The sequence below is a fragment of the Pseudomonas sp. E141 genome (assembly GCF_052659885.1).
In genome coordinates, this window is the sequence record NZ_CP084024.1 from 3,861,739 (window position 1) to 3,887,191 (window position 25,453).

Below are 25,453 nucleotides of genomic sequence, written 5' to 3' on the forward strand. Positions count from 1 at the left end.
CTCCTGCTCGTAAAATAGTGTTGTTCGCTTGCACCAAGGGCTCTGGATATCAACCACAGCGACTGATCAGCGAGCTTAACAGGCATCCGCCTCAAGCTCAGCCCTTAGCCGATGCTTTCGAGCAGCAACGGATACAACGAGGCGACCAACAACAGCGCCATCCCCCAGTTGAACAGGCGCAGCCAGCGACGATCACGCAAAAGATTGCGTAACAGACTGCCGCACACCACCCACAGGCTTACGCTCGGCAGGTTGATCAGGGCAAACACCGCGGCGATAACCACCACATTGAAGAAATAACCTTGAAGCGGCGTGTAGGTGCTGATGGCGCCGATGGCCATGATCCAGGCCTTGGGATTGACCCACTGAAACGCCGCCGCGCCCCAATAGCTGATGGGCGTGCTGTCCCCTGGCCGGTTTTCAGAGACCGGCCCGGAGTGGGCGATTTTCCACGCCAGGTACAACAGGTAGGTCGCACCCACGTAGCGCAGTACGGTGTAGAGCAGAGGGTAGGTCTGGAACACCGCGCCCAGGCCAAGCCCCACCGCCAGCACCAGGGAAAAGAAGCCGCAGGTGATGCCCAGCATGTGAGGAATCGTGCGGTTGAAACCGAAATTGACGCCCGAGGCCAGCAACATGGTGTTGTTGGGACCGGGGGTGATCGAGGTCACCAGGGCAAACAGGGCGAAGCCCAGCAACAGGTCAAGCGAAAGGGTCATGGCAGGCATATCCAATGGGACGGTCAGTCAAGTCATGACCCTACCCCACGTCCTGAGCCAAACCCATGGACAGTTAGGCAAAACTTCGAGCAGTACAGTCCTCAGCTCGGCCGCCCAGACCGCTTCATGGCTCGCTCGGCGCTCATTTGCCCCTGGTCGTCGAATCCCACGTTTTTCTGCGAAGGACCGAGCAACTCGGCTTTTTTCGCGTGATATTCCTCAAACGACAGGCCCCGGCGATTCAAGGCTTCAAGGGCCAGTTCACGGGTTTCTTCGGCGGTGTAGGGGCGCAACTCCGGCGACGAAGAGGCGCAGCCGCTCAACACAGTGGCCGTTAACAGCAGCAAAACAGCAAAAGTCCGATTCATGGCAAGTATCCAATGTTCTGAAGTGGGGCGATGAACAAAGGCTACCCGCCGCCTTCACGCGGCAGAAATCAACCCGTTTGATAGTGGGTATTGCTGGCTCGGATCGTCCGCTGCGCTTAACCGACCAACTGGCAATGCAGGGCGTTGTCGACACTGCGTTCGATGTTGCGCAACACCTGGAACGAGCCGAATGTCACGGCCTTGGCCCTGTGGGCCTGGATCAGCCGCCAGAAATCCTGCTCACCACGCTCGAAACTCTGAAACGCCGCTTCGCCCGCCTCGCGGTTTTGCCAATGCAAATAGTTGAGAACCCGTCGTCCGTCCTCGCTGACCTGGATACTGGCACTCAGAAATCCTGCATGCCCCCGGGCCAGCCGCTCGGTCTGCTCTGACAGGGCCGTCACCAGCGCCTGTTGCCATTGAGGTTCGATGTCGAACTCCATCAACTGGGTAAAACTCTGATTGTTCCTTGGTGATTGCATGAAAGGTCCTCGCTGTACGTAGGGCGGATCTTGCGGTCCGATGGCGTGCAGGGTAAAACCTCTAGTTAACTCAAGGTCAAGCAGAGAATGCAGGCGATGACACAGATAAACGTCCACAAGGAACTCACCGTCGGCCAAGTGGCCGCCCGCAGTGGCGTGGCCGTCACCGCCCTGCACTTCTATGAATCCAAGGGGCTGATCAAAAGTAATCGTAACCAGGGCAACCAACGCCGCTATCCACGGGAAGTGTTGCGACGTGTGGCGCTGATCAAGGTCGCCCAAGGCCTTGGCATTGCGTTGGCCGAAATCGGCAGCGCCTTGAAAACCTTGCCCGACGACCGCGCCCCAACGGCGAACGACTGGAAGATCCTCTCAGCCCAGTGGAGCCGCGAGCTGGATCAGCGCATCAACCACTTGATGGCGCTGCGCGATCGACTCAACGGTTGCATCGGTTGCGGCTGCCTGTCGATGGAAGGTTGCCCGCTGCGTAACCAGGGCGATGTGTTGGGCAAGCGCGGGCCGGGAGCGCATCTGCTGGACGCGCCGTGAAACGTTCGTCGGGTCATGCGCCGCCCCCAAGTCGCTGTCCTATAGTGGATGGGCGCAAATCGGCGAGGCCCTCTTCGCCTCCCCATAACAACAAGGAGAAACGTCATGGGTGTCAAAGCCATTCCTGAAGGTTTCCATAGCATCACGCCCTACCTGGGCATTCAAAAAGCCGCTGAAGCCATCGAGTTCTACAAAAAAGCCTTCAATGCCACCGAGGTCATGCGCCTGGACATGCCGGACGGGGGCGTCGGTCATGCCGAGCTGCGGATTGGCGATTGCCCGATCATGCTCGGCACGCCTTGTGATCAAGGGCCGTTGCGTAACCCAGAACAATCGGTGCCGGTAGGCCTGCATCTCTATGTCGAAGATGTGGACAAAGCATTCGCCCAAGCGATTGCCGCTGGTGGCACGGTGATTTCCGAGGTCAAGGATCAGTTCTATGGTGATCGCAGCGGCACCTTGAAAGACCCCTTTGGGCATGTGTGGTTTCTGGCTACGCACAAGGAGGATCTGACTCAGGAACAGATTGAACAGCGGGCCAGGGAGATGTTTCAACAGCAGGGCTGACGGCCAACCTGCTCTTGTGGCGAGGGGCCCCATCCCCTTGCCGCAGTTTTTTTACATTTCCGCCCAGCCGATTTGCTGGAGCCAGGATGGGAAATACATCCGGTTCGCAAACGCGAAACATTTTCTTTCATCTTTCGCTTCAGGATTTCCATCGCTCGTTCGTCTTAATTAGATGCAGCAGGTCGCGTCGGCAAAAGCCACGGCCGGCTTTTCAGGGTTCAGGGGATTACGAAGCCCGTAATACCGAGCCTTTCATCGAATCAAGACGTTCAAATCATGTCGAAGAAATCCCGCTCCAAACTCTGGTTTCTGGTTCATAGCTGGCTGGCACTGCCCATCTGGTTTTTCGTCCTCATCGTTTGCGTCACCGGCACGCTGGCGGTGGTCAGCCAGGAGATCGTCTGGCTGGTCAATCCCGAGATGCGCGCCAGCAAACCCTCGGACGACGCAGCGCTGCTCAGCTACGACCAGGTCGTCGCCGCCATCAAGCAAGCCCAGCCGCAAACCCAGGTGCAGAGCATCGTACGCCCGGATGAGTCGCATTTTGCCCTGGAGGTCGGCGTGACCTACCCCGACGGGCGCCCCGACAAGATCTACGTCAACCCATACAGCGGCATCGTCCAGGGCTCGGCGCCGACGTTCAATTTCAGAGGTTTTACCCGTGCCCTGCATGGCTGGTGGCTGGTACCGTTCACCAATGGTTACAGCTGGGGATGGTACCTGGTGTCACTCCTCGGCCTGCCGCTGCTGGCATCCCTGGTGACCGGGCTGGTGGTCTACAAGCGTTTCTGGAAGGGTTTTTTCCGTCCGACCCTGCGGATCCGCCACGGCGCACGCATTTTCTGGGGCGATTTCCACAGGCTCAGCGGCATCTGGTCGATCTGGTTCATCGCGGTCATTTCCATTACCGGTACCTGGTTCCTGATCGAGGCGTTGCTGTCGGACAACCAGATTTCCATTTCCAGCGCACCGGTCATACCGGTGGTATCACGTGAAAGTGTCCCGCTGTCAGCCGACGGTACCGCGCCATCACAACTGAACCTGGACCGCGCGATTGAAATCGCCCGCCAGCAAATCCCTGGCCTGGAAACCAGCTTCGTCAGCCTGCCCGGCAACGCTTACAGCCACTTGGAAATCGGTGGACGCGGTTGGTATCCGCTAATGTTCCAGACCGCCACCATCAATCCCTATAACGGTGAGGTCGCCGCCTCGCGACTGCTGTCGGACCGTACAGCGCTGGAATTCGTCACCGAATCCATGCGTCCGTTGCACACCGGGGACTTCGGCGGCCTCTGGATCAAGCTCATCTGGTTCTTCTTCGGTTTGATCATGAGCATGATGGTCCTCAGCGGACTGCTGATCTGGACCAAACGCACCGCCCTGGCTACCGCGAATGCCTTCAAGCGCAGCCAAAAACCTTCCCGGCAAGCTCGAACTGCGCCGTTGTTGCAGCCGTCCATCCACCGTGAATCGCCGGAGGGCAACCTGTGACCCCGTCCACCACCACCGCGCCGCCATCGCGTCTAAGTGTGTTCTGGCAAAAATGGCGCTTTCACCTCAACGTGCTGCTATTGCTGATCCCACTGGGTTTCATGCCCAAGTACTTCTCCGAAGCCGCGTTGTTCCGCGGTGATGCCGGGCTGGGTGAGCGGGAGGTCGGTGAAGTCCAGGTCGGCCCCTGGAGCCTGCGCCTTGCAGAGTTTCGCGACGAAGCGCCACGTCTCGATGGACCGGCAGGCCATATGAAGCACTTCAACGCCGCGCTGTGCCAAAGCTGCATCAGCCAGGTCAAGGCTACTTATCTGCGTATCGGCAAACCTCGCAGCCTGCGGGCCGCCGGGGTGATTTTCTTCGGCTCGCCCTATCGCATGGGCGCCTTGTTGCCGGTGCCGCAAAAGACCCGGCTCGACGCCGAACTGTGGATCACCCTTGAAGGCTGGGACGGCTCGATGCACCAGGCTTCCATACCCCTGAGCCAGGCCTCGCCGGCCACCATCGCCTGGCTGAAAACCCAAGGAGCCCAACCATGACTGCCCGCGGCTATCTCAACAGCCTGGTGCTGCTGCTCTGCGCAGGTGCCAGCAGCAACGCCCTGGCCCATAACCCGATGTGTGAATGCAAGGCCATCGACGCTGAGCAGATCCAGTGCACCGGCGGGTTTTCCGACGGCAGTGGCGCGCCCGGCGTGACCCTGGATGTGATCGGCTACGACGAAACCATCCTGGTGCCGGGCAAGCTCGGCGCCGATTCGACGCTGACATTCAAGAAGCCCAACGCCGAGTTCTACGTACTCTTCGACGCCGGCCCCGGCCACGTGGTGGAAATCGACCAAGCCGATATCGAGGCCCCATGAGCAATCCCACCACCCAAGTGATCCGTCCCGCCGGCGCCGGCCATGAAACCCTGTATGTGTTGCTGCTGTGCCTGATCATCATTCTGGTGGCCGGATCGGTGGTGGCCTGGCACGGCGAAACCCATGACGTCAGCGAGGTGCCTGCCCATCAAGTTGACGCCCGCCGCGATCTCAGCGCTGCCGAGCAAGGCATCTATGCCGACCTGCGGGTGACCCTGGATGAGATCCGTCTGCTACGCGAAGAGCAACAGTCCCTGCCTACCCCGCAAATCCTGGCCGAAGAGGGCTTTGCCCCGTTCGCTCAGGATGCCAGTTCCGTCAGCCGAGGCGGACATGTCTGGCAGCAGGTGGAGAACCGGGCCTACTTCGGCGCCAGTGCAAATCCATCCGTCGCCGGTTCATTTCTGATGCGCATCGGCGAAGCATCCGACGCCGTCCCGGACATCTGGCTCAATCGCGGCAACAGCGTCGCCGTCTCCAGCGATCTGGACGACACCGCTTTGTCCGCCGCCGGCTGGAAGCAGATCGTCGCGCAGTTCGACGCCGGCGTAACCCGCCAGCACCGGCACTGACCCCACGTCCTCATTCGAGAGAAGACCGTTTGCCCATGTCTATTGCATTTCAACGCCGCCCTTTGCTGGGCCTGCTGATCGGCCTGCTCGCCTGTCTGTTCACACCACTGGCCAGCGCCGAAGCGGCCAAGCGCCTGCGTATTGGCATCACCCTGCATCCTTATTACAGCTACGTGGCCAACATCGTCGGCGACAAGGCCGAAGTGGTACCGCTGATCCCGGCCGGCTTCAACCCCCACGCCTACGAACCTCGTGCCGAGGACATCAAGCGCATCAGCGGGCTCGATGTGATCGTGCTCAACGGTGTGGGCCATGACGATTTCGCCGACCGGATGATCGCCGCCAGCGAAACCCCGAACGTGAACGTGATCGAAGCCAATGAAAACGTACCGCTGCTGGCTGCCACCGGGATCGCCGCCCGGGGCGCCGGCAAGGTCGTGAACCCGCATACCTTCCTGTCCATCAGCGCCTCCATTGCCCAGGTCAATAACATCGCCCGGGAGCTGGGCAAGCTTGATCCGGACAACGCCAAGGCATACACCCAGAACGCCCGCGCCTATGGCAAGCGCCTGCGACAAATGCGTGCCGCGGCCCTGGCAAAGTTGACCCAGGCCCCCAATGCCGAGTTGCGGGTCGCCACGGTCCACGCCGCCTACGATTACCTGCTGCGCGAATTCGGCCTGGAGGTCACCGCCGTGGTCGAGCCGGCCCATGGCATCGAGCCAAGCCCGAGCCAGTTGAAGAAGACCATCGACCAACTGCGCGAACTGGACGTGAAAGTGATCTTCTCGGAGATGGACTTTCCGTCCACCTACGTCGACACCATCCAGCGGGAGTCGGGGGTCAAACTGTACCCGCTCTCGCACATTTCCTACGGCGACTACAGCGCCGAGAAGTACGAAAAGGAAATGACCGGCAACCTCGACACCGTGGTCCGGGCCATTCAGGAGTCCGGCGCATGACTGTCCAGGAAACGCTCACCTTGCAACACGTCGGCCCCTTGATCGAGTTCGACGATGTCAGCCTGAACCTGGGCCGCACCACGATTCTCGATGCGGTGGCCTTCCAGGTGCAGCCGGGCAGCATTCATGCGCTGGTGGGTCCGAACGGCGGAGGCAAGAGTTCGCTGATCAAGACCTTGCTCGGGCAGATGCCCCACCAGGGACGCTTGAGCCTGCAATGGCCGGGTGAGCCCGGTGTCATCGGCTATGTGCCCCAAGCCTTGGAATTCGACCGCGGCCTGCCTATGACCGTGGATGATTTCATGGCAGCGATGTGCCAACGCCGGCCGGCCTTTCTCGGCCTGAGCAAGCATTACGTCGGCGCTATCGGCCAGGCCCTGGAACGGGTCGGCATGCAGGACAAACGCAAGCGTCGCATGGGCGCGCTGTCCGGCGGTGAACGCCAGCGAGTGTTGTTGGCCCAGGGGCTGATTCCTGCGCCGCAACTGCTGGTGCTGGATGAACCGATGTCGGCGCTGGACGAGGCCGGCATCCAGGTGTTTGAACACCTGCTGCGAGACTGGCGCCAAGCCGGCATCACGGTGCTGTGGATCGAACATGACCTGGAAGCCGTCGGGCGCCTGGCTGACCGCGTCACCGGCCTGAACCGCCGCGTGCTGTTCGATGGCCCGCCGCGTCAGACCCTGACGCCGGAGCGCTTGCTGACGCTGTTTTCCACCCATCCACGCCCGAACGGGAGCGCCGCCTGATGAGTTACGAAGCCTTTCGTTTGATGGTCCAGGGTTGGGCGTCGTCCGGCTATCTGCCCGAAGCGCTGGCTTACGGGTTTGTGGTCAATGCGTTGCTGGCCGGGCTGCTGATCGGCCCGGTGCTGGGTGGCCTCGGCACCCTGGTGGTGGTCAAGCGCTTCGCGTTTTTCTCTGAAGCCGTGGGCCACGCGGCGCTGACCGGCGTGGCGGTCGGCATCCTGCTCGGCGAACCCTACACCGGGCCCTACGGCAGCCTGTTCGGCTATTGCCTGCTGTTCGGCATCCTGCTCAATTACCTGCGCAACCGCACCGGCCTGGCACCGGACACGCTGATCGGCGTTTTCCTCTCGGTGTCCCTGGCCCTGGGCGCCAGCCTGCTGCTGATCCTGGCGGGCAAGATCAACGTGCACATTCTGGAAAACGTGCTGTTCGGCTCGGTGCTGACGGTCAATGGCAATGACCTGCTGGTGCTGGCGGTGGTCGGTTCACTGGTGATGGCTTTGGCGTTGCCGCTGTACAACCGCATCATGCTCGCCAGTTTCAATCCGCAACTGGCGGCGGTGCGCGGGGTGGCGGTCAAGACGCTGGATTACCTGTTCGTGGTGTTGGTGACGCTGATCACCGTGGCGGCGGTAAAGGTCATCGGCGCAATTCTGGTGGGGGCCTTGCTGGTGATTCCGGCGGCTGCGGCGCGTCTGCTCAGCCAGTCGTTGAAAGGTTTTTTCTGGTGCTCCGTGCTGATCGCAACCGTCAGCACCCTGTGCGGGATTCTCGCACCGATTGTCTTCGACCTGCCGATCCCGTCCGGTGCCGCGATCATTCTCGTGGCCGGCATCGCATTTGCCCTGGCCGCCATTGCCCGGGGTGTTGTCCCCAGCCTCAAAGGGAATCTTGGATAAATGGTTTTTTCATTGCGACAACTGGCATTGGCCGTGGCCCTGTGCGGTCTGGTAAACAGCCCTTCTTTCGCCGCCGAAGGCACACCGGTGCGCCTGCTTGCTTCGTTGCCGGTCACCTACGGCTTGGGTGAAGCGTTGCTCAAGGGCACCGATGTCAGCCTGGAGCGCGCCGCGCCGGCCAATCTGCCCGGTACGCGCCAGAATGCCTACTTCAGCGGCCGTGGCGCGCCGGCCCTGAGCAAGCTGGCCAGCGATGCCGACGCGGTGATCGGGCTGCGTTCGTTGTGGCCGGACGATCCGCTGTACCCCATGGCCCGCCGCAGCAACATCCGCATCGTCGAAGTCGATGCCGCCCGCCCGGTGGACGGCGCCCTGCCCGGCATTGCCGTGCAACCGGGATCGGTCGATGGCCTGGCGAGCCAACCGTGGATGGCCAGCCATAACCTGGGACGGATGGCCGATGTCATCGCCGCCGACCTGGTGCGCCTGGCACCGACGGCCAAACCGAAGATCGACGCCAACCTGGCGGCGCTCAAGCAACGCCTGCTCAAGCTCAGCGCCGAGAGTGAAAAACGCCTGGCCAGTGCCGACAACCTGAGCGTGGTCAGCCTGAGCGAGCATTTTGGCTACTTGATAAGCGGCTTGAATCTGGACGGGATCAGCACCGATGCCCGGCCCGACGCCGAATGGACACCCGAAGCCCTCAAGCAATTGACCGCCACGTTGAAAGACAACGACGTGAAGCGGGTGCTGCATCATCGCCAGCCCGCGGATGCCGTGAAAGCAGCCATCACTGAGGGCGGCAGTCAGTTACTGCTCCTGAGCACCGACGCCGCCGACCCGGTGGCGGAGCTGGAGAGCAATGTGAACCTGGTCGTCACCGCGTTGACAGGGGGCTGATTGCAGGAATGCGCGCCCCTGTGGGAGCGAGCTTGCTCGCGATTGCGGTGGATCAGGCGACATCAATGCTGACTGTGCCGGCCTCTTTGTGGGCTGTACCATCGCTATCGCGAGCAGGCTCGCTCCCACAGTTTTGATCGCGGATGCTCCAGACGCCACGTTCACCACGGGTTTGCCTGGGTCAAGTGTCAGTTCAGAACATCCCCCGGCACCCGCACAAACCCTTCCATCAATACCCGCGCGCTGCGGCTCATGATGGCTTTTTTCACGGTCCATTCGCCATTGACCTGGCTGGCCTCAGCGCCGACGCGCAGGGTGCCGGAGGGATGGCCGAAGCGCACAGCGGTGCGGTCGATGCCGCCGGCCGCCAGGTTCACCAGCGTGCCGCTGATCGCCGCCGCCGTGCCGATGGCGACCGCCGCGGTGCCCATCATCGCGTGGTGCAGTTTGCCCATGGACAGTGCTCGCACCAGCAAATCGACGTCCCGCGCCGAGACCGCCTTACCGCTGGAGGAGAGGTAGTCAGCCGGCGGTGCGACAAACGCCACCTTCGGCGTGTGCTGGCGCTGGGCGGCTTCGTCCAGATGCTGAATCAGGCCCATGCGTAAGGCGCCGTGGGCGCGGATGGTTTCGAACATGGCCAGGGCCTTGGGATCGCCATTGATGGCGCCCTGCAATTCGGTGCCGGTATAACCAACGTCCCGGGCATTGATGAAGATCGTCGGGATGCCGGCGTTGATCAGGGTCGCCTTGAAGGTACCAACACCAGGCACCTCAAGGTCGTCCACCAGGTTGCCGGTGGGAAACATCGAGCCGCCACCGCCCTCCTCCTCGGCCGCCGGGTCCATGAATTCCAGTTGCACTTCAGCCGCCGGAAAGGTCACGCCGTCGAGCTCGAAGTCACCGGTTTCCTGCACCGCGCCGTCGGTGATCGGCACATGGGCGATGATGGTCTTGCTGATATTGGCTTGCCAGATCCGCACCACGGCCACGCCGTTTTGTGGGATGCGACTGGCGTCCACCAAACCACTGCTGATGGCGAATGAACCGACCGCCGCCGACAGGTTGCCGCAGTTGCCGCTCCAGTCCACGAACGGCTTGTCGATGGACACCTGACCGAACAGGTAATCGACATCGTGATCGGCTCGGGTGCTCTTGGACAGGATCACGGTCTTGCTGGTGCTCGACGTCGCGCCGCCCATGCCATCGATCTGCTTCTCGTATGGATCGGGGCTGCCGATCACCCGCAGCAGCAAAGCATCCCGGACCGAGCCGGGAACGCGGGCCGCTTCGGGCAGGTCCTGCAAGCTGAAGAACACGCCTTTGCTGGTGCCACCACGCATGTAAGTGGCGGGGATTCTGATTTGCGGTGCGTGAGCCATGATGCTCCTCAAGCGGGCCCGCAAGGGTGCCCGCAGCTGTGATTTAGACGGCAACCGCCGATTCCAGGAAGTCCTGGGCAAAGCGCTGCAATACGCCGCCGGCTTCGTAGATCGACACTTCTTCGGCGGTATCGAGACGGCAGGTCACCGGCACTTCGACGCGCTCGCCGTTCTTGCGGGTGATGACCAAGGTCAGCGTCGCACGCGGGGTGCGCTCGCCGATCACGTCATAGACCTCACTGCCGTCGATGCCCAGGGTCTTGCGATCGGTGCCCGGCTGGAACTCCAGCGGCAACACCCCCATCCCCACCAGATTGGTGCGGTGGATACGCTCGAAACCTTCAGCGGCAATCGCCTCGACACCGGCCAGGCGCACGCCCTTGGCCGCCCAGTCCCGGGACGAACCCTGGCCGTAGTCGGCACCGGCGATGATGATCAGCGGCTGCTTGCGCTCCATGTAGGTTTCGATGGCTTCCCACATGCGCATGACCTGGCCTTCCGGCTCGACCCGGGCCAGCGAACCCTGCTTGACCTTGCCGTTTTCCAGGACCATCTCGTTGAACAGTTTCGGGTTGGCGAAGGTCGCACGCTGGGCGGTCAAATGGTCGCCCCGATGGGTTGCGTAAGAGTTGAAATCTTCTTCCGGCAGGCCCATTTTCGCCAGGTATTCGCCAGCGGCACTGTCGAGCATGATGGCGTTGGACGGCGACAGGTGGTCGGTGGTGATGTTGTCCGGCAGCACCGCCAGCGGACGCATGCCCTTGAGCGGCCGCGCACCGGCCAGCGCTCCTTCCCAATACGGCGGGCGACGGATATAGGTGCTTTGCGGGCGCCAGTCATACAGCGGCGTCACTTTTGGCCCGGTGTCCTCCTGGATGGCGAACATCGGGATGTACACCTGACGGAACTGCTCCGGCTTCACCGAGGCCTTGACCACCGCATCGATTTCTTCGTCGCTCGGCCAGATGTCCTTGAGGCGGATCTCGCGACCGTCCACCACGCCCAGCACATCCTTCTCGATGTCGAAGCGGATGGTCCCGGCGATGGCATAAGCGACCACCAGCGGCGGCGAGGCAAGGAACGCCTGTTTGGCGTACGGATGGATGCGCCCGTCGAAGTTGCGGTTGCCCGATAACACAGCGGTGGCGTACAGGTCGCGGTCGATGATTTCCTTCTGGATCAGCGGGTCCAGCGCACCGGACATGCCATTGCAGGTGGTGCAGGCGAAGGCCACGACACCAAAACCCAATTGCTCCAGCTCTTTGGTCAGACCGGCTTCATCCAGGTACAGCGCTACGGTTTTCGACCCCGGCGCCAGGGACGACTTGACCCATGGCTTGCGGGTCAGGCCCAGGCGGTTGGCGTTGCGCGCCAGCAGGCCGGCGGCGATCACGTTGCGCGGGTTGCTGGTGTTGGTGCAACTGGTGATAGCCGCGATGATCACCGCGCCGTCGGGCATTTGCCCGGGCACATCGTCCCACTGACCGGAGATACCTTTGGCGGCCAGATCCGACACCGCGACGCGGGCGTGGGGGTTGCTAGGGCCTGCCATGTTGCGCACCACCGACGACAGATCAAAGGTCAAGCCACGCTCGTATTGCGCGCCCTTGAGCGTGTCGGCCCATAGGCCTGCCTGCTTGGCGTAGGTCTCGACCAGTTGAACTTGCTGGTCTTCGCGGCCGGTGAGCTTCAGGTAATCGATAGTCTGTTGGTCGATGTAGAACATCGCCGCCGTGGCGCCATATTCCGGGGCCATGTTGGAAATGGTCGCGCGGTCGCCCAAGGTCAGGGCGCTGGCGCCTTCACCGAAAAACTCCAGCCAGGCACCGACGACTTTTTGTTTGCGCAGGAATTCGGTCAGCGCCAGCACCATGTCGGTGGCGGTGATGCCCGGTTGCAACTTGCCGGTCAGCTCGACGCCAATGATTTCCGGCAGGCGCATCCACGAGGCACGCCCCAACATCACGCTTTCAGCTTCCAGGCCGCCAACGCCAATGGCGATCACGCCCAAGGCATCGACGTGGGGGGTGTGGCTGTCAGTGCCCACGCAGGTATCGGGGAACGCCACGCCGTCACGCTGCTGGATCACCGGTGACATTTTTTCCAGGTTGATCTGGTGCATGATCCCATTGCCCGGCGGGATCACGTCGACGTTCTTGAAGGCTTTCTTGGTCCAGTTGATGAAGTGAAAGCGGTCTTCGTTGCGCCGGTCTTCAATGGCGCGGTTCTTGGCGAACGCCTGGGGATCGGACCCGCCGCTTTCCACCGCCAGGGAGTGGTCGACGATCAACTGGGTCGGCACCACCGGATTGACCTGCGCCGGATCGCCGCCCTGCAGGGCAATGGCGTCGCGCAGGCCGGCCAGGTCTACCAGGGCGGTCTGGCCGAGGATGTCATGGCACACTACCCGGGCCGGAAACCATGGGAAGTCCAGATCGCGCTTGCGCTCGATCAGTTGCAGCAGCGACTCGCCCAGCGTCGCCGGATCGCAGCGACGCACCAGGTTTTCCGCCAGCACCCTGGAGGTATACGGCAGGCCATCGTAAGCGCCAGGCCGGATGGCATCCACGGCCCCGCGAACGTCGAAATAATCCAGCGAAGTGCCGGGCAGCGGTTTGCGAAATTCTGTGTTCATCGTCAGCACTCGGGTCACGGTGGTTTCAGAAGGTTGACGCCAGCCTCAAAGCCCCCCCGGCCACTGTGGGAGCGAGCTTGCTCGCGATAGCGGTGTATCCGTCCACATTAATGTTGAATATCAGTACGCAATCGCGAGCAAGCTCGCTCCCACAGGGTTTCGGGGTAATCAGTTCCGGCGGCTAAAACCCTCCAGTTCAGCGTTGTTCGATTGGCACGAACTTGCGCTGTTCGACGCCGGTGTATTCGGCGCTCGGTCGGATGATGCGGTTGTTGGCACGTTGTTCGTAGACGTGGGCGGCCCAGCCGGTCAGGCGCGAGCAAACGAAGATCGGCGTGAACAGCTTGGTCGGGATGCCCATGAAGTGGTACGCCGAGGCATGGTAGAAATCGGCGTTGGGAAACAGTTTTTTCTGCTCCCACATGGTCTTGTCGATGGCCTCGGAAACCGGGAACAGCACCGTGTCACCCACCTCGTCGGCAAGTTTTTTCGACCAACCCTTGATCACCTCGTTGCGCGGGTCGTTGTCCTTATAGATCGCGTGGCCGAAGCCCATGATCTTGTCCTTGCGCTCGAGCATCCCGAGGGTGCCCTTGATCGCCTCCTCCGGCGACTGGAAGCGTTGGATCATCTCCATCGCCGCTTCGTTGGCCCCACCATGCAACGGGCCGCGCAGCGAACCGATGGCGGCGGTGATGCAGGAAAACAGGTCAGACAGGGTCGAGGCACACACCCGCGCCGTGAAGGTCGAGGCGTTGAACTCGTGCTCGGCATACAGAATCAGCGAGACGTTCATCACCTTGACGTGCAGCTCGCTCGGCTTCTTGCCATGCAACAGGTGCAGGAAATGGCCGCCGATGGAGGTTTCGTCGGTCACACACTCGATGCGCTGGCCTTCGTGGCTGAAGCGATACCAGTAGCACATGATCGCCGGGAACGCGGCCAACAGGCGGTCGGTCTTGTCATGCTGTTCGGAGAAATTCAGCTCCGGTTCCAGGTTGCCCAGGAACGAGCAGCCGGTGCGCATCACGTCCATTGGGTGGGCGTCGGCGGGAATGCGCTCCAACACCTCTTTCAAGGCTTGGGGCAAGTCCCGCAATTGGCTCAGTTTGCCTGTGTAGGCGTCCAGTTGCGCCTGGGTCGGCAGCTCGCCGTACAGCAGCAGATAAGCCACTTCTTCAAATTGCGCGTCAGCCGCCAGTTCGCGGACGTCGTAACCGCGATAGGTCAGGCCGGCTCCTGACTGGCCTACGGTGGACAATGCGGTTTGCCCGGCCACCTGGCCACGGAGCCCGGCGCCACTGAGTACTTTTGCTTCGGCCATTTGCTGTCTCCATTTTTTTAGATTTGTAGAGGCTGCGCTCTGTTCATTTTTTCGCCGCGAACAACGCATCGAGCTTTTGCTCGAAGGTGTGGTAGTCAATGCGATCGTAAAGCTCCATGCGAGTCTGCATGGTGTCGATGACGTTCTGTTGCGTACCGTCGCGGCGGATTGCGGTATAGACGTTCTCGGCCGCTTTGTTCATGGCGCGGAAGGCCGACAGTGGGTACAGCACCAGGGACACGTCGGCGCCCGCCAGTTGTTCGGTGGTGTACAGCGGTGTCGCGCCGAATTCAGTGATGTTGGCCAGGATCGGGGCTTTCACGCGGCTGGCGAAAAGCTTGTACATCTCAAGTTCGGTGATGGCTTCTGGAAAGATCATGTCGGCACCGGCCTCGATGCACGCGGCGGCGCGGTCCAGGGCCGATTCCAAGCCCTCCACGGCCAGGGCGTCGGTACGGGCCATGATCACGAAGCTGTCATCGGTGCGCGCGTCGACGGCGGCTTTGATGCGGTCGACCATTTCCTGTTGCGAGACGATCTCTTTGTTCGGACGGTGGCCGCAACGCTTGGCGCCGACCTGGTCTTCAATATGAATGGCCGCCGCGCCGAACTTGATCATCGACTTGACCGTGCGGGCCACATTGAACGCCGAGGAGCCAAACCCGGTATCCACGTCCACCAGCAACGGCAGGTCGCAGACGTCGGTGATACGGCGCACATCGGTCAGCACGTCATCCAGGCCGGTGATGCCCAGGTCCGGCACGCCCAGGGAGCCGGCCGCCACGCCGCCGCCCGACAGGTAGATCGCCTTGAAACCGGCGCGTTTGGCCAGCAGCGCGTGGTTGGCGTTGATCGTGCCCACCACTTGCAGCGGATGCTCGTTGGCGACCGCATCGCGAAAACGCTGGCCTGGAGTGCTGTTGCTCATGACTCACCTCGTTCAGTGGCGGCGCTGTCCTGGAAATGACGCGCGATGTTGCGTTTGGAAGCGCCGATGTGCCGGCGCATCAATAATTCAGCCAGTTCACCGTCACGGTCGGCGATGGCATCGAGAATCCTGTGGTGCTCGGCAAAGGCCTGGCGCGGACGGTTGGGCGTGGTGGAAAACTGGATGCGGTACATGCGCACCAACTGATACAGCTCGCCGCAGAGCATTTGCGTCAGGGTGCGGTTGCCGCTGCCCTGGATGATCCGGTAATGGAAATCGAAGTCGCCTTCCTGCTGGTAATAACCGACACCGGCCTGGAACGCCGCGTCGCGCTCATGGGTTTCCAGGACCCGGCGCAGCTCGTCGATTTCTTCCACGGTCATGCGCTCGGCCGCCAGACGGCAGGCCATGCCTTCCAGGGACTCGCGGATTTCATAGAGTTCCAGCAACTCGGCGTGGCTCAGGGATACCACCCTGGCGCCCACGTGAGGCACCCGCACCAGCAAGCGCTGGCCTTCCAGGCGATGGATGGCCTCGCGCAGCGGGCCGCGGCTGATGCCGTAGGTGCGTGCCAGTTCGGGCTCGGAGATCTTGCTGCCAGGCGCGATATCGCCTCGCACGATTGCGGCCTGGATACGCCGGAAGACGTTCTCGGAAAGGGTTTCCGATTCCTCTTGGGCCAAGACCGGTGATTCGAGCTGATCGAGCATATTGTCGACACCTTATAAATCTATAAGGCAAAAACTAACCAATCACTGCACTTTCGTCAAAGTAAAATTAGACATTGTCGACAATTGTCTAATAAGGGCCGCCTCCATAACCAAGTGCGTCGGATAAGCGGTTGCGTCCCGGCGGCGGTGGCGTCAGAAAACCACCGTGCTAGAATGCCGCCGCAATTTGCCGCTCTGCATCTATTAAGAGAAGGCAACCCAGGGAGCTTGTGCAGCAATGCCAGGGCCTGAACCGACGAACGGAACACTGTGCATCAGGATTTATGACACTCAAGCCCTTAACTGCTGTCCTTTGTTTCACGTGCCTGCCGGGGCTTGTTCTGGCGGGTGAAAAAACCGTGTACGGCCTCAATGAATACGCCGCCCTGCAGGGCATCGACCTGGAGGTTGCCGCCAAGTTGGACACCGGGGCCAAAACCGCTTCGCTCAGCGCCCGGGACATCAAGCGCTTCAAACGCGATGGCGAATCCTGGGTGCGTTTTTACCTGGCCATCGACGCGGCGCATTCGCATCCTATCGAACGTCCGCTGGCCCGTGTCAGCAAGATCAAACGCCGCGCCGGTGACTATGACCCCGAAGAAGGCAAGAACTACACGGCTCGGCCGGTCATCGAGCTGGACATCTGCATGGGCTCGGCCCTGCGCAGCATCGAAGTGAACCTCACCGACCGCAGCGCTTTCCAATACCCGCTACTGATCGGCTCCGAAGCCCTCAAACGCTTCGACGCGCTGGTCGACCCCAGTCTCAAATACGCTGCCGGCAAACCCGCCTGCGCCAATGCCGCTCAAACCGCAGAGTAATTCCAATGCGCTCTCTTACCCTCCATTTGAAAATGCTGATCGCCATCCTGGTGGTGCTGGGCCTGTCGGTGACGGCCTATCAGATTTTCGTGCTCGGCATTCCGGTGACCGAAGACGCCACCGACGACTTGTGGAACATCGACGCCAAGATCGAGTTCGTCCCCAATGCCAAGGATCCGGTGAAGATCCAGATGTTCGTGCCGCCGCTGAGCATGGACTACGTCAGCCTCAACGAGAGCTTCATCTCCAATAACTACGGTGTGGCGGTGAACCGGGTGGACGGTAACCGCAAGGTCACGTGGTCGGCCCGTCGGGCCAAGGGCAACCAGACCCTGTATTACCGCCTGGTGCTGACCAAGCGCTATACCTCGGAAAAATCCAAGATCAAGGGCCCGACCTTCCGCGACAGCATCGCCGTCGAGGGCCCCGAGAAGCTGGCCGCCGAAGCCCTGCTCGCGCCGATCCGCCAGCACTCGGCCGACGTCGAGACCTTCATCAGTGAAGCGATCAAACGGGTCAACAACCCCAACGACGACAACGTCAAGCTGCTGCTGGCTGGCGATCCGTCCATAGCCAGCAAGGCCAGAGTCGTCGAACTGGTGCTGTCTATCGCCCACGTGCCGGTGGAGAAGGTCCATACCATCCGCCTGGTTGCCGACCAACCGCAGTCGCCTGAACTGTGGCTGCGCAGTTTCAACGGCACCGACTGGCTGTATTTCAACCCGGATACCGCTGAGCGGGGCCTGCCCAGCGACCGTCTGCTGTGGTGGACCGGTGATGAAAACCTGATCACCGTCGATGGCGGCAAAAAAGCCACCGTCACCTTCACCATGAACAACAGCGAAATGAACGCCATTCGCCTGGCCAAGCTGACGGACGAAAACACCGACGCCAACTTCCTCGAATACTCGCTCTACGGCCTGCCGCTACAAACCCAGCAGACGTTCATGATCATGGTGATGATCCCGATCGGCGTGCTGGTGATTCTGGTGCTGCGCAACCTGATCGGCCTGCAGACCCTGGGCACGTTCACACCGGTGTTGATCGCCCTGGCCTTCCGCGAAACCCAGCTGGGCTTCGGCATCATCCTGTTTACGGTGATCACGACGCTGGGCCTGTCCCTGCGCTCCTATCTGGAACATCTCAAGCTGCAAATGCTGCCAAGGCTTTCGGTGGTGCTGACGTTCGTGGTGGTGCTGATCGCCGCCATCAGCCTGTTCAGCCACAAGCTGGGCCTGGAACGCGGGCTGTCGGTCGCGCTGTTCCCGATGGTGATTCTGACCATGACCATCGAACGCCTGTCCATTACCTGGGAAGAACGCGGCGCCAGCCACGCCATGAAGGTGGCCATCGGCACCCTGTTCGCCGCCGCCCTGGCGCACCTGATCATGAGCGTGCCGGAGCTGGTGTACTTTGTGTTCACCTTCCCGGCCATCCTGCTGATTCTGGTAGGTTTCATGCTGGCCATGGGTCGCTACCGCGGCTACCGCCTGACCGAGCTGGTACGGTTCAAGGCCTTCGTCAAGGCTGACTCATAATGTTCGGCCTGTGGAAGACCTGGAAGGCCCTGGAGGCCCGGGGCATCATGGGCATCAATCGGCGTAACGCCGACTATGTGCTCAAATACAACAAGCGCAGCCTGTACCCGATCGTCGATGACAAGATCATCACCAAGGAGCGAGCCATCGCTGCCGGCATCCATGTGCCGGAGCTGTATGGGGTGATCTCCACCGAGAAGGAAATCGACAAGCTCGACGAGATCATCGGCGGGCGCACCGACTTCGTGATCAAGCCGGCCCAGGGCGCGGGTGGCGACGGCATCATCGTCATTGCCGACCGCTTCGAGGGCCGCTATCGCACGGTGTCCGGCAAGATCATCAGCCATGAAGAAATCGAACACCATGTGTCCAGCATCCTTACCGGTCTCTACTCCTTGGGTGGCCACCGGGACCGGGCGCTGATCGAATATCGCGTGACCCCGGACCAGATCTTCAAGAGCATCAGCTATGAAGGCGTGCCGGACATTCGCATCATCGTACTGATGGGCTATCCGGTGATGGCCATGCTGCGCTTGCCAACCCGCCAGTCCGGCGGCAAGGCCAACCTGCACCAGGGCGCCATCGGCGTGGGTGTCGACCTTGCCACCGGCCTGACCCTGCGCGGTACCTGGCTGAACAACATCATCACCAAACACCCTGACACCACCAACGCGGTGGACGGCGTGCAGCTGCCCTACTGGGACGGCTTCATGAAACTGGCCGCCGGTTGCTACGAACTGTGCGGGCTGGGCTACATCGGCGTGGACATGGTGCTGGACCAGGAAAAAGGTCCGTTGATCCTGGAGCTCAACGCCCGACCGGGCCTGAACATCCAGATCGCCAACGACTGCGGCCTGACTCTGCGCACCCACGCGGTGGAAGCCCGCCTGGAAGAACTCAAGGCCCGTGGCGTGGTGGAAACCGTCGAGGAACGCGTGGCGTTTGCCCAGGAGCTGTTTGGGCATATTCCGCCGGTTGAGGGTTGAAGTCCTCCTTGTGGCGAGGGGATTTATCCCCTCGCCACAAGGTGTCCACAGCCAAATGTTTCGATGGCCCCATACTTACTCATCTCCGACATCCCTCTAGGAGCAAATCCTACAGAGGGATTACAATCGCCACCCCGCCTGAACGGCTGACCCACCCCGCCCATGTCAACCTGCTCTGTACACCCGCTGCCTTACCGCGCCAACCCCGCCGAGTATTTCGCGGTGATCCGCCATGCCCCGGGCAGTGTGCTGCTCGACAGCGGCCGGCCGAGTGCCGAACGCGGGCGTTATGATTTGCTCAGTGCCTGGCCGCTGGAGCAGTTGGCGGTGCTGTCAGACGAGAGCGGTGCCGATTTCCTGCAACGCTTGCGTATTCATCTGACGCAACTGGGGAGTGCTGTACTGCCGGCCTCGGTGCAATTGCCTTTCGCTGGCGGCCTGATCGGCTACCTGAGCTACGACTTCGGCCGACATCTCGAAACCCTGCCGTCCCACGCCAAAGACGATCTGCACCTGCCCGACGCGCGGTTCGGTGTGTACGACTGGGCGCTGGTCACCGACCATCAGGCCGGGACCAGCCAGTTGGTGTTTCACCCTCACTGCGCCGACAGCGAACGCCAACGCCTGATTGCGCTCTTCAACCAGCCGACCTCAGCGCCTGTGACCGCCTTCAGCCTCGAAGCGCCCATGGCGCCCGACCTCAATAGCGATGCCTATCGACTGGCCTTCGAGCGGATCCAGGCGTATATCCAGGCCGGCGACTGCTACCAGGTCAACTTTGCCCAGCGCTTCCGCGCCCCGTGCCAAGGCGATGCCTGGGCCGCCTATCAGGCGCTGCGGGCGGCTTGCCCGACGCCGTTTTCCGGCTTCCAGAGCTTGCCCGACGGCGGCGCGGTGCTGAGTCTGTCACCCGAGCGTTTCGTCAAGGTCAGCGAAGGTCATGTGGAGACCCGTCCGATCAAGGGCACCCGTCCACGCGGCGCAACCCCTGACGAAGACGCCGCACACGCCGCCGAGTTGCTGGCCAGCCCCAAGGACCGGGCGGAAAACCTGATGATTGTCGATCTGCTGCGCAACGACCTGGGCCGTACCTGCCGCATCGGCTCGGTGCGCGTGCCGGAGTTGTTCAGCCTGGAGAGCTACCCCAACGTCCACCATCTGGTCAGCAGCGTGACCGGCGAGCTGGCCGACGCCAAGGACGCCCTGGACTTGATCGCAGGCAGCTTCCCCGGCGGCTCGATCACCGGCGCACCGAAAATCCGCGCCATGCAGATCATCGACGAACTCGAACCGACCCGGCGCGGGCTGTATTGCGGCTCGTTGCTGTACCTGGACGTACGCGGAGAGATGGACAGTTCCATCGCCATCCGCAGCTTGCTGGTCAAGGATGGACAGGTGTGTTGCTGGGGCGGCGGCGGGATTGTCGCGGATTCGGATTGGCAGGCGGAGTATCAGGAGTCTATTACCAAGGTGCGGGTGTTGCTCGAAACTTTGCAGAACCTTTAAAGCATCGCAAACAAGCCCCTGACCAGGCGCAGAACCCTGTGGGAGCGAGCCTGCTCGCGATAGCGGTGTGCCAGTTGGCTCAAATGCTGCTGACCCAACGCTATCGCGAGCAAGCTCGCTCCCACAGGGGGATTGGGTTTACAAGCTTAGATTTCGATTCGAGGCCTTGATGAATTCCTGCTTCAACTCAGCAAAACTGTGCACTGCCGGGAACTGCGGGAACTCTTGAATCACATTGTCCGGCGCATGGAACAGAATCCCGGCATCGGCTTCACCCAGCATCGTGGTGTCATTGTAGGAATCCCCCGCCGCAATCACCCGGTAGTACAGGCTCTTGAAGGCCAATACCGACTGGCGCTTGGGATCTTTCTGACGCAGTTGGTATCCGGTTACCCGTCCGCTGTCATCGGTAATCAGACGATGGCAGAGCAACGTCGGGAAACCCAGTTGGCGCATCAGGGGTTGGGAGAATTCGTAGAAGGTGTCGGAAAGAATCACCACCTGGAAGCGCTCCCGCAGCCAGTCGACGAACTCGATGGCGCCGTCCAGCGGCTTGAGGGTGGCGATGACTTCCTGGATATCGGAGAGCTTGAGGCCATGCTCATCAAGGATGCGCAACCGTTGCTTCATCAACACGTCGTAGTCGGGAATGTCCCGCGTGGTCGCCCTGAGGGATTCAATACCGGTTTTTTCAGCGAAGGCGATCCAGATTTCCGGGACCAGCACACCTTCCAGGTCGAGACAGGCAATTTCCACAAGACACTCCCATTTTTTTGATGTTTATCGGTTGAGCGAACAAAAGGACTGCCGACTCTAGCCATTCGCCGATGCCTGCGCAACGCACAGGAGCGCGCCAGCCCCGACAGCTTTTGTTACCATCAGCCCCATATAGAGCGCCCAGCGCCACCGACCTGTAGGAAGCCGCCCTGATGAGCCCATCGTTTGACGTCGTAGAACTCGCCACGACCTATGCCAACAAGTCCCCACAGGACATCCTCAAACTGGCCTTCGCCGAATTCGGCGATGACCTGTGGATATCTTTCAGCGGCGCCGAAGACGTGGTGCTGGTGGACATGGCCTGGAAGCTGAACAAGAACGTCAAGGTGTTCAGCCTCGACACCGGTCGCCTGCACCCGGAAACCTATCGGTTCATCGAACAGGTGCGCGAACACTACAAGATCGATATCGAACTGATCTCGCCGGACCCTGCGAAACTCGAGCCTTTCGTGAAGGAAAAAGGCCTGTTCAGCTTCTACAAGGACGGTCACGGTGAGTGCTGTGGCATTCGCAAGATCGAACCGCTGCGGCGCAAGCTGTCCGATGTCCGCGCCTGGGCCACCGGCCAGCGTCGCGATCAGAGCCCCGGCACCCGCAGCCAGGTGGCCGTACTGGAAATCGACACGGCGTTCTCCACTCCGGAACGCACCCTGTACAAATTCAACCCACTGTCGCAGATGACCAGCGAAGAAGTCTGGGGCTACATCCGCATGCTGGAACTGCCCTACAACAGCCTGCATGAACGCGGCTTCATCAGCATCGGCTGCGAGCCCTGCACCCGCCCGGTGCTGCCGAACCAGCACGAACGCGAAGGCCGCTGGTGGTGGGAAGAAGCCACGCAGAAAGAATGCGGGCTGCACGCTGGCAATATCATCACTAAAACCAAGGCGCTGTAGAGCCGCCCCTGTGCTGTACACAAAAATGTCAACTCAGGTGCCATTTTTGTGTGCAGTTACTCTTCCAACGCCCTGAAAAGTTACACGCTGGTTCCCCCTCCTGCTATCCCCCTCCTTTTCAACGCCCAGCCTAAAAAATAAATACCTGTTCAAACGGTCAATTTATAACGGCGATTTTTCAGTCACTTACTAAATCCACATAACAAAATGAAATTAGGTGCCCAGGGATTAGTTAAGAAACTGGCATAAATCTGGCTTTAGTCGACAAGTGTTTTGTATACAACCTAAATAAAACATACACACACTTTTAGATCCGCAAGCCTGAAGCGCCCTATCCCGTACAGGCTGCAGATGCCCCGTAACCAATGATGCTCACCTCGCCGCGACGAAGATTTGTCGAGCCCTTCGCTCATGCACAGTCATCGCGGCATCGAGAATCAGGAGCCTGCCGGAATGCGTACAAGTCTCTCCAATAACATTGCGCTGGATCTGCCCTCCTCACCCACTGCCGTTGATGGCGCACCCGCCGCCACGCTGACCTTGAGTCCAAGACTGCACAACAAGGACCTGGCGCCGACCAAGGCCGAGGGGCGGCGCTGGGGTCGCTACAGCATCTTTGCCCTGTGGACCAACGACGTACACAACATCGCCAACTATTCCTTTGCCATTGGCCTGTATGCCTTGGGCCTCGGTGGCTGGCAGATTCTGTTGTCCCTGGGGATCGGCGCAGCGTTGGTCTACGGCTTTATGAATCTGTCCGGCTACATGGGGCAGAAAACCGGGGTACCGTTCCCGGTGATCAGCCGGATCAGTTTCGGTATTCACGGCGCGCAGATTCCTGCATTGATCAGGGCCGTCATCGCCATCGCCTGGTTTGGCATTCAGACCTATCTGGCGTCCGTGGTTTTGCGCGTGCTGCTGATCGCGATACACCCAGGCTTCGCCGACTACGACCGCGACGCGATCCTGGGCCTGTCGAGCCTGGGCTGGGTGTGTTTCGTGGCGATCTGGTTCGTGCAACTGATGATCCTGGCCTACGGCATGGAAATGGTGCGCCGTTACGAAGGTTTTGCCGGACCGGTGATTCTGGTCACTGTCGCAGCGCTGGCCGGCTGGATGTACACCCAGGCTGGTGCAAACATCGCCTGGTCGATTCGCGAGCCACTGACCGGTGGCGAAATGTGGCGCAACATCTTTGCCGGCGGCGCGTTGTGGCTGGCGATCTACGGCACGCTGGTGCTCAACTTCTGCGACTTCGCTCGCTCCTCGCCGTGTCGCCGGACCATCGTCGTGGGCAATTTCTGGGGGCTGCCGGTCAATATTCTGGTGTTTGCCGGGATTACCATCCTGCTCTGCGGTGCGCAGTTCCAGATCAACGGGCAAATCATCGAAAGCCCGACCCAAGTCATCGCCTCGATCCCCAACACCTTTTTCCTGGTGCTTGGCTGCCTGGCATTTTTGATTGTCACGGTGGCGGTGAACATCATGGCTAATTTCGTCGCCCCAGCCTTTGTGCTCAGCAACCTGGCGCCCAAGTACCTGACCTTCCGCCGCGCCGGGTTGATCAGCGCCGCCATTGCCGTGCTGATTCTGCCGTGGAATCTCTACAACAGCCCGCTGGTGATTGTGTATTTCCTTTCCGGCCTCGGCGCCCTGCTCGGGCCCTTGTACGGCGTCATCATGGTCGACTACTGGCTGTTGCGAAAAGGTTGTATCAACGTGCCGCAGTTGTACAGCGAAGACCCTAATGGTGCGTATTACTACAGCAACGGGGTCAATCTGCGTGCCGTGGCGGCGTTTATTCCCGCAGCGCTGATCGCGATTGTCCTGGCGCTGGTGCCCGGTTTCGACAGCGTTTCCCCGTTCTCCTGGCTGATTGGCGCTTCGATTGCAGGGCTGCTGTACCTGATCATCGCCAAGCGCCAGCCCTTTTACGAAGACGTCAGCGGTGAGTCCATCGCCGTGGATAACGTCAGTCATTGATGATTCAAAACGGCCCGCCCGGTGCGGGCCGCTTATTTACTCTGCGTTAAGGAGGACAGCTCATGCGAATTCTTGTGGTCAACGTCAACACCACCGAATCCATCACCCGGGCCATCGCCCAACAAGCCCAGGCCGTGGCCGCGCCGGGCACCGAGATCGTCGGGCTCACGCCGTACTTCGGCGCTGACTCCATCGAAGGCAATTTCGAAAGCTACCTGGCCGCCATCGCGGTGATGGATCGGGTGATGGCCTACGATCAGCCGTTTGATGCGGTGATCCAGGCCGGTTACGGCGAACATGGGCGCGAAGGCTTGCAGGAACTGCTCAATGTACCGGTGGTGGACATCACCGACGCGGGCGCCAGCACCGCGATGTTCTTGGGCCACGCCTATTCGGTGGTCACCACCCTGGACCGCACCGTGCCGCTGATCGAGGACCGCCTAAAGCTCTCCGGCCTGTTCGATCGCTGCGCCTCGGTACGCGCCAGTGGCCTGGCAGTGCTGGAGCTTGAGCAAGACCCGCAACGGGCGGTGGAAGCCATCGTGCAGCAGGCAGAACTGGCAGTCAGTCAGGACAAGGCCGAAGTGATCTGCCTGGGTTGCGGCGGCATGGCCGGGCTCGATGAGCAGATCCGCCAGCGCACCGGGGTGCCAGTGGTCGATGGCGTGACGGCGGCGGTGACCATTGCCGAAGCCCTGCTGCGGTTGGGCTTGTCCACCTCGAAAGTGCGCACCTATGCCACGCCTCGGCCCAAGACCATTATTGGCTGGCCGGGGCGGTTTGGGCGGTGAATTCACAGCTCTGAATCACATCGCCCCCCATCGCGAGCAGGCTCGCTCCCACAGGG

Annotated in this window: 26 protein-coding genes; 17 read left to right on the forward strand and 9 right to left on the reverse strand. The window is 61.1% G+C overall.

The window, feature by feature from the left end:
- Positions 1–104: 104 nt before the first annotated feature.
- From GKKCFE_RS17110 to GKKCFE_RS17120, 3 genes are all read right to left on the reverse strand, one after another.
- Positions 105–719, reverse strand: coding sequence for a LysE family translocator (locus tag GKKCFE_RS17110; RefSeq protein WP_047228293.1), 615 nt, complete (start codon positions 717–719; stop codon positions 105–107).
- Positions 720–820: 101 nt separating this feature from the next.
- Entirely contained in the window at positions 821–1,087 is a 267-nt protein-coding gene (locus tag GKKCFE_RS17115) for a hypothetical protein (RefSeq protein ID WP_047228292.1), read from the reverse strand.
- Positions 1,088–1,203: 116 nt separating this feature from the next.
- A complete protein-coding gene (locus GKKCFE_RS17120) occupies positions 1,204–1,569 on the reverse strand; it encodes an antibiotic biosynthesis monooxygenase (protein ID WP_445576882.1) in 366 nt (121 codons plus the stop codon).
- Between the two features lie 96 nt (positions 1,570–1,665).
- Between GKKCFE_RS17120 and soxR the strand changes: the two genes are divergently transcribed.
- The 10 genes from soxR to GKKCFE_RS17170 all read left to right on the forward strand — a co-directional run bounded on the left by soxR (position 1,666) and on the right by GKKCFE_RS17170 (position 9,120).
- The gene (gene soxR / locus GKKCFE_RS17125; protein WP_305466420.1) at positions 1,666–2,118 is read left to right on the forward strand and encodes a redox-sensitive transcriptional activator SoxR; all 453 of its coding nucleotides are present in this window, start codon (positions 1,666–1,668) and stop codon (positions 2,116–2,118) included.
- Positions 2,119–2,223: 105 nt separating this feature from the next.
- Positions 2,224–2,685, forward strand: a complete 462-nt coding sequence (locus tag GKKCFE_RS17130) for a VOC family protein (protein ID WP_047228290.1) — start codon at positions 2,224–2,226, stop codon at positions 2,683–2,685.
- 276 nt (positions 2,686–2,961) lie between these two features.
- On the forward strand, positions 2,962–4,176 hold the full coding sequence (locus GKKCFE_RS17135; protein WP_047228289.1) for a PepSY-associated TM helix domain-containing protein: 1,215 nt from the start codon (positions 2,962–2,964) through the stop codon (positions 4,174–4,176).
- Positions 4,173–4,715 (forward strand): thiamine pyrophosphate-binding protein, encoded by a 543-nt coding sequence (locus tag GKKCFE_RS17140; RefSeq protein WP_076383866.1) that lies wholly within the window; start codon positions 4,173–4,175, stop codon positions 4,713–4,715. The genes GKKCFE_RS17135 and GKKCFE_RS17140 overlap by 4 nt, the downstream gene beginning before the upstream one ends.
- On the forward strand, positions 4,712–5,038 hold the full coding sequence (locus tag GKKCFE_RS17145; protein WP_076383865.1) for a hypothetical protein: 327 nt from the start codon (positions 4,712–4,714) through the stop codon (positions 5,036–5,038). Before GKKCFE_RS17140 ends, GKKCFE_RS17145 begins: the two co-directional genes overlap by 4 nt.
- Complete coding sequence (locus GKKCFE_RS17150; protein ID WP_139049503.1) at positions 5,035–5,610, forward strand: DUF6162 family protein; 576 nt, start codon at positions 5,035–5,037, stop codon at positions 5,608–5,610. Before GKKCFE_RS17145 ends, GKKCFE_RS17150 begins: the two co-directional genes overlap by 4 nt.
- Before the next feature lie 35 nt (positions 5,611–5,645).
- Positions 5,646–6,572 (forward strand): metal ABC transporter substrate-binding protein, encoded by a 927-nt coding sequence (locus tag GKKCFE_RS17155; protein ID WP_047228285.1) that lies wholly within the window; start codon positions 5,646–5,648, stop codon positions 6,570–6,572.
- The gene (locus GKKCFE_RS17160; RefSeq protein WP_047228284.1) at positions 6,569–7,321 is read left to right on the forward strand and encodes a metal ABC transporter ATP-binding protein; all 753 of its coding nucleotides are present in this window, start codon (positions 6,569–6,571) and stop codon (positions 7,319–7,321) included. Before GKKCFE_RS17155 ends, GKKCFE_RS17160 begins: the two co-directional genes overlap by 4 nt.
- On the forward strand, positions 7,321–8,220 hold the full coding sequence (locus GKKCFE_RS17165) for a metal ABC transporter permease (RefSeq protein ID WP_047228283.1): 900 nt from the start codon (positions 7,321–7,323) through the stop codon (positions 8,218–8,220). Before GKKCFE_RS17160 ends, GKKCFE_RS17165 begins: the two co-directional genes overlap by 1 nt.
- Positions 8,221–9,120 (forward strand): metal ABC transporter solute-binding protein, Zn/Mn family, encoded by a 900-nt coding sequence (locus GKKCFE_RS17170; RefSeq protein ID WP_445576883.1) that lies wholly within the window; start codon positions 8,221–8,223, stop codon positions 9,118–9,120.
- Between the two features lie 188 nt (positions 9,121–9,308).
- Here GKKCFE_RS17170 and prpF read toward each other — a convergent pair whose 3' ends face one another.
- The 5 genes from prpF to GKKCFE_RS17195 all read right to left on the reverse strand — a co-directional run bounded on the left by prpF (position 9,309) and on the right by GKKCFE_RS17195 (position 16,099).
- Complete coding sequence (gene prpF / locus GKKCFE_RS17175; RefSeq protein ID WP_107322049.1) at positions 9,309–10,502, reverse strand: 2-methylaconitate cis-trans isomerase PrpF; 1,194 nt, start codon at positions 10,500–10,502, stop codon at positions 9,309–9,311.
- Positions 10,503–10,545: 43 nt separating this feature from the next.
- Positions 10,546–13,137 (reverse strand): Fe/S-dependent 2-methylisocitrate dehydratase AcnD, encoded by a 2,592-nt coding sequence (acnD, locus tag GKKCFE_RS17180; RefSeq protein WP_445576884.1) that lies wholly within the window; start codon positions 13,135–13,137, stop codon positions 10,546–10,548.
- 196 nt (positions 13,138–13,333) lie between these two features.
- Complete coding sequence (prpC, locus tag GKKCFE_RS17185) at positions 13,334–14,461, reverse strand: bifunctional 2-methylcitrate synthase/citrate synthase (protein WP_047228279.1); 1,128 nt, start codon at positions 14,459–14,461, stop codon at positions 13,334–13,336.
- Between the two features lie 43 nt (positions 14,462–14,504).
- Positions 14,505–15,389 (reverse strand): methylisocitrate lyase, encoded by an 885-nt coding sequence (prpB, locus tag GKKCFE_RS17190; RefSeq protein WP_047228278.1) that lies wholly within the window; start codon positions 15,387–15,389, stop codon positions 14,505–14,507.
- The gene (locus GKKCFE_RS17195) at positions 15,386–16,099 is read right to left on the reverse strand and encodes a GntR family transcriptional regulator (RefSeq protein WP_445576885.1); all 714 of its coding nucleotides are present in this window, start codon (positions 16,097–16,099) and stop codon (positions 15,386–15,388) included. Before GKKCFE_RS17195 ends, prpB begins: the two co-directional genes overlap by 4 nt.
- 284 nt (positions 16,100–16,383) lie before the next feature.
- Here GKKCFE_RS17195 and rloA point away from each other — a divergent pair, with 284 nt between their 5' ends.
- From rloA to pabB, 4 genes are all read left to right on the forward strand, one after another.
- Positions 16,384–16,920, forward strand: coding sequence for a retropepsin-like aspartic peptidase RloA (gene rloA / locus GKKCFE_RS17200; RefSeq protein WP_047228276.1), 537 nt, complete (start codon positions 16,384–16,386; stop codon positions 16,918–16,920).
- A 5-nt stretch (positions 16,921–16,925) separates the two neighbouring features.
- Complete coding sequence (rloB, locus tag GKKCFE_RS17205; RefSeq protein ID WP_047228275.1) at positions 16,926–18,458, forward strand: osmotic stress tolerance membrane protein RloB; 1,533 nt, start codon at positions 16,926–16,928, stop codon at positions 18,456–18,458.
- On the forward strand, positions 18,458–19,444 hold the full coding sequence (locus GKKCFE_RS17210) for an alpha-L-glutamate ligase-like protein (RefSeq protein WP_047228274.1): 987 nt from the start codon (positions 18,458–18,460) through the stop codon (positions 19,442–19,444). The genes rloB and GKKCFE_RS17210 overlap by 1 nt, the downstream gene beginning before the upstream one ends.
- 162 nt (positions 19,445–19,606) lie before the next feature.
- Positions 19,607–20,950: an aminodeoxychorismate synthase component I gene (gene pabB / locus GKKCFE_RS17215; protein WP_076383860.1), complete on the forward strand. Its 1,344-nt coding sequence runs from the start codon at positions 19,607–19,609 to the stop codon at positions 20,948–20,950.
- A gap of 138 nt (positions 20,951–21,088) precedes the next feature.
- On the opposite strand, the gene thrH is transcribed toward pabB, so the two are convergent.
- Complete coding sequence (gene thrH / locus GKKCFE_RS17220) at positions 21,089–21,706, reverse strand: bifunctional phosphoserine phosphatase/homoserine phosphotransferase ThrH (protein ID WP_047228272.1); 618 nt, start codon at positions 21,704–21,706, stop codon at positions 21,089–21,091.
- Positions 21,707–21,879: 173 nt separating this feature from the next.
- Here thrH and GKKCFE_RS17225 point away from each other — a divergent pair, with 173 nt between their 5' ends.
- The 3 genes from GKKCFE_RS17225 to GKKCFE_RS17235 all read left to right on the forward strand — a co-directional run bounded on the left by GKKCFE_RS17225 (position 21,880) and on the right by GKKCFE_RS17235 (position 25,397).
- Positions 21,880–22,623: a phosphoadenylyl-sulfate reductase gene (locus tag GKKCFE_RS17225; RefSeq protein ID WP_288912120.1), complete on the forward strand. Its 744-nt coding sequence runs from the start codon at positions 21,880–21,882 to the stop codon at positions 22,621–22,623.
- A 453-nt stretch (positions 22,624–23,076) separates the two neighbouring features.
- On the forward strand, positions 23,077–24,606 hold the full coding sequence (locus GKKCFE_RS17230) for an NCS1 family nucleobase:cation symporter-1 (protein ID WP_139049497.1): 1,530 nt from the start codon (positions 23,077–23,079) through the stop codon (positions 24,604–24,606).
- Positions 24,607–24,668: 62 nt separating this feature from the next.
- Positions 24,669–25,397, forward strand: coding sequence for an aspartate/glutamate racemase family protein (locus GKKCFE_RS17235; protein WP_445576886.1), 729 nt, complete (start codon positions 24,669–24,671; stop codon positions 25,395–25,397).
- The last annotated feature ends 56 nt before the right edge of the window (positions 25,398–25,453 follow it).

Excerpts from the sequence above, each read along its gene's own strand:
- pabB (WP_076383860.1), top strand. The coding sequence starts at position 19,607 with ATGTCAACCTGCTCTGTACACCCGCTGCCTTACCGCGCCAACCCCGCC.
- prpF (WP_107322049.1), bottom strand. The coding sequence starts at position 10,502 with ATGGCTCACGCACCGCAAATCAGAATCCCCGCCACTTACATGCGTGGT.
- rloB (WP_047228275.1), top strand. The coding sequence starts at position 16,926 with ATGCGCTCTCTTACCCTCCATTTGAAAATGCTGATCGCCATCCTGGTG.
- GKKCFE_RS17230 (WP_139049497.1), top strand. The coding sequence starts at position 23,077 with ATGCGTACAAGTCTCTCCAATAACATTGCGCTGGATCTGCCCTCCTCA.
- GKKCFE_RS17195 (WP_445576885.1), bottom strand. The coding sequence starts at position 16,099 with ATGCTCGATCAGCTCGAATCACCGGTCTTGGCCCAAGAGGAATCGGAA.
- GKKCFE_RS17130 (WP_047228290.1), top strand. The coding sequence starts at position 2,224 with ATGGGTGTCAAAGCCATTCCTGAAGGTTTCCATAGCATCACGCCCTAC.
- GKKCFE_RS17160 (WP_047228284.1), top strand. The coding sequence starts at position 6,569 with ATGACTGTCCAGGAAACGCTCACCTTGCAACACGTCGGCCCCTTGATC.
- GKKCFE_RS17120 (WP_445576882.1), bottom strand. The coding sequence starts at position 1,569 with ATGCAATCACCAAGGAACAATCAGAGTTTTACCCAGTTGATGGAGTTC.
- rloA (WP_047228276.1), top strand. The coding sequence starts at position 16,384 with ATGACACTCAAGCCCTTAACTGCTGTCCTTTGTTTCACGTGCCTGCCG.
- acnD (WP_445576884.1), bottom strand. The coding sequence starts at position 13,137 with ATGAACACAGAATTTCGCAAACCGCTGCCCGGCACTTCGCTGGATTAT.
- GKKCFE_RS17150 (WP_139049503.1), top strand. The coding sequence starts at position 5,035 with ATGAGCAATCCCACCACCCAAGTGATCCGTCCCGCCGGCGCCGGCCAT.
- soxR (WP_305466420.1), top strand. The coding sequence starts at position 1,666 with ATGACACAGATAAACGTCCACAAGGAACTCACCGTCGGCCAAGTGGCC.
- GKKCFE_RS17135 (WP_047228289.1), top strand. The coding sequence starts at position 2,962 with ATGTCGAAGAAATCCCGCTCCAAACTCTGGTTTCTGGTTCATAGCTGG.
- GKKCFE_RS17110 (WP_047228293.1), bottom strand. The coding sequence starts at position 719 with ATGACCCTTTCGCTTGACCTGTTGCTGGGCTTCGCCCTGTTTGCCCTG.
- prpC (WP_047228279.1), bottom strand. The coding sequence starts at position 14,461 with ATGGCCGAAGCAAAAGTACTCAGTGGCGCCGGGCTCCGTGGCCAGGTG.
- GKKCFE_RS17170 (WP_445576883.1), top strand. The coding sequence starts at position 8,221 with ATGGTTTTTTCATTGCGACAACTGGCATTGGCCGTGGCCCTGTGCGGT.
- prpB (WP_047228278.1), bottom strand. The coding sequence starts at position 15,389 with ATGAGCAACAGCACTCCAGGCCAGCGTTTTCGCGATGCGGTCGCCAAC.
- GKKCFE_RS17115 (WP_047228292.1), bottom strand. The coding sequence starts at position 1,087 with ATGAATCGGACTTTTGCTGTTTTGCTGCTGTTAACGGCCACTGTGTTG.
- GKKCFE_RS17145 (WP_076383865.1), top strand. The coding sequence starts at position 4,712 with ATGACTGCCCGCGGCTATCTCAACAGCCTGGTGCTGCTGCTCTGCGCA.
- GKKCFE_RS17165 (WP_047228283.1), top strand. The coding sequence starts at position 7,321 with ATGAGTTACGAAGCCTTTCGTTTGATGGTCCAGGGTTGGGCGTCGTCC.
- GKKCFE_RS17235 (WP_445576886.1), top strand. The coding sequence starts at position 24,669 with ATGCGAATTCTTGTGGTCAACGTCAACACCACCGAATCCATCACCCGG.
- GKKCFE_RS17225 (WP_288912120.1), top strand. The coding sequence starts at position 21,880 with ATGAGCCCATCGTTTGACGTCGTAGAACTCGCCACGACCTATGCCAAC.
- GKKCFE_RS17210 (WP_047228274.1), top strand. The coding sequence starts at position 18,458 with ATGTTCGGCCTGTGGAAGACCTGGAAGGCCCTGGAGGCCCGGGGCATC.
- GKKCFE_RS17155 (WP_047228285.1), top strand. The coding sequence starts at position 5,646 with ATGTCTATTGCATTTCAACGCCGCCCTTTGCTGGGCCTGCTGATCGGC.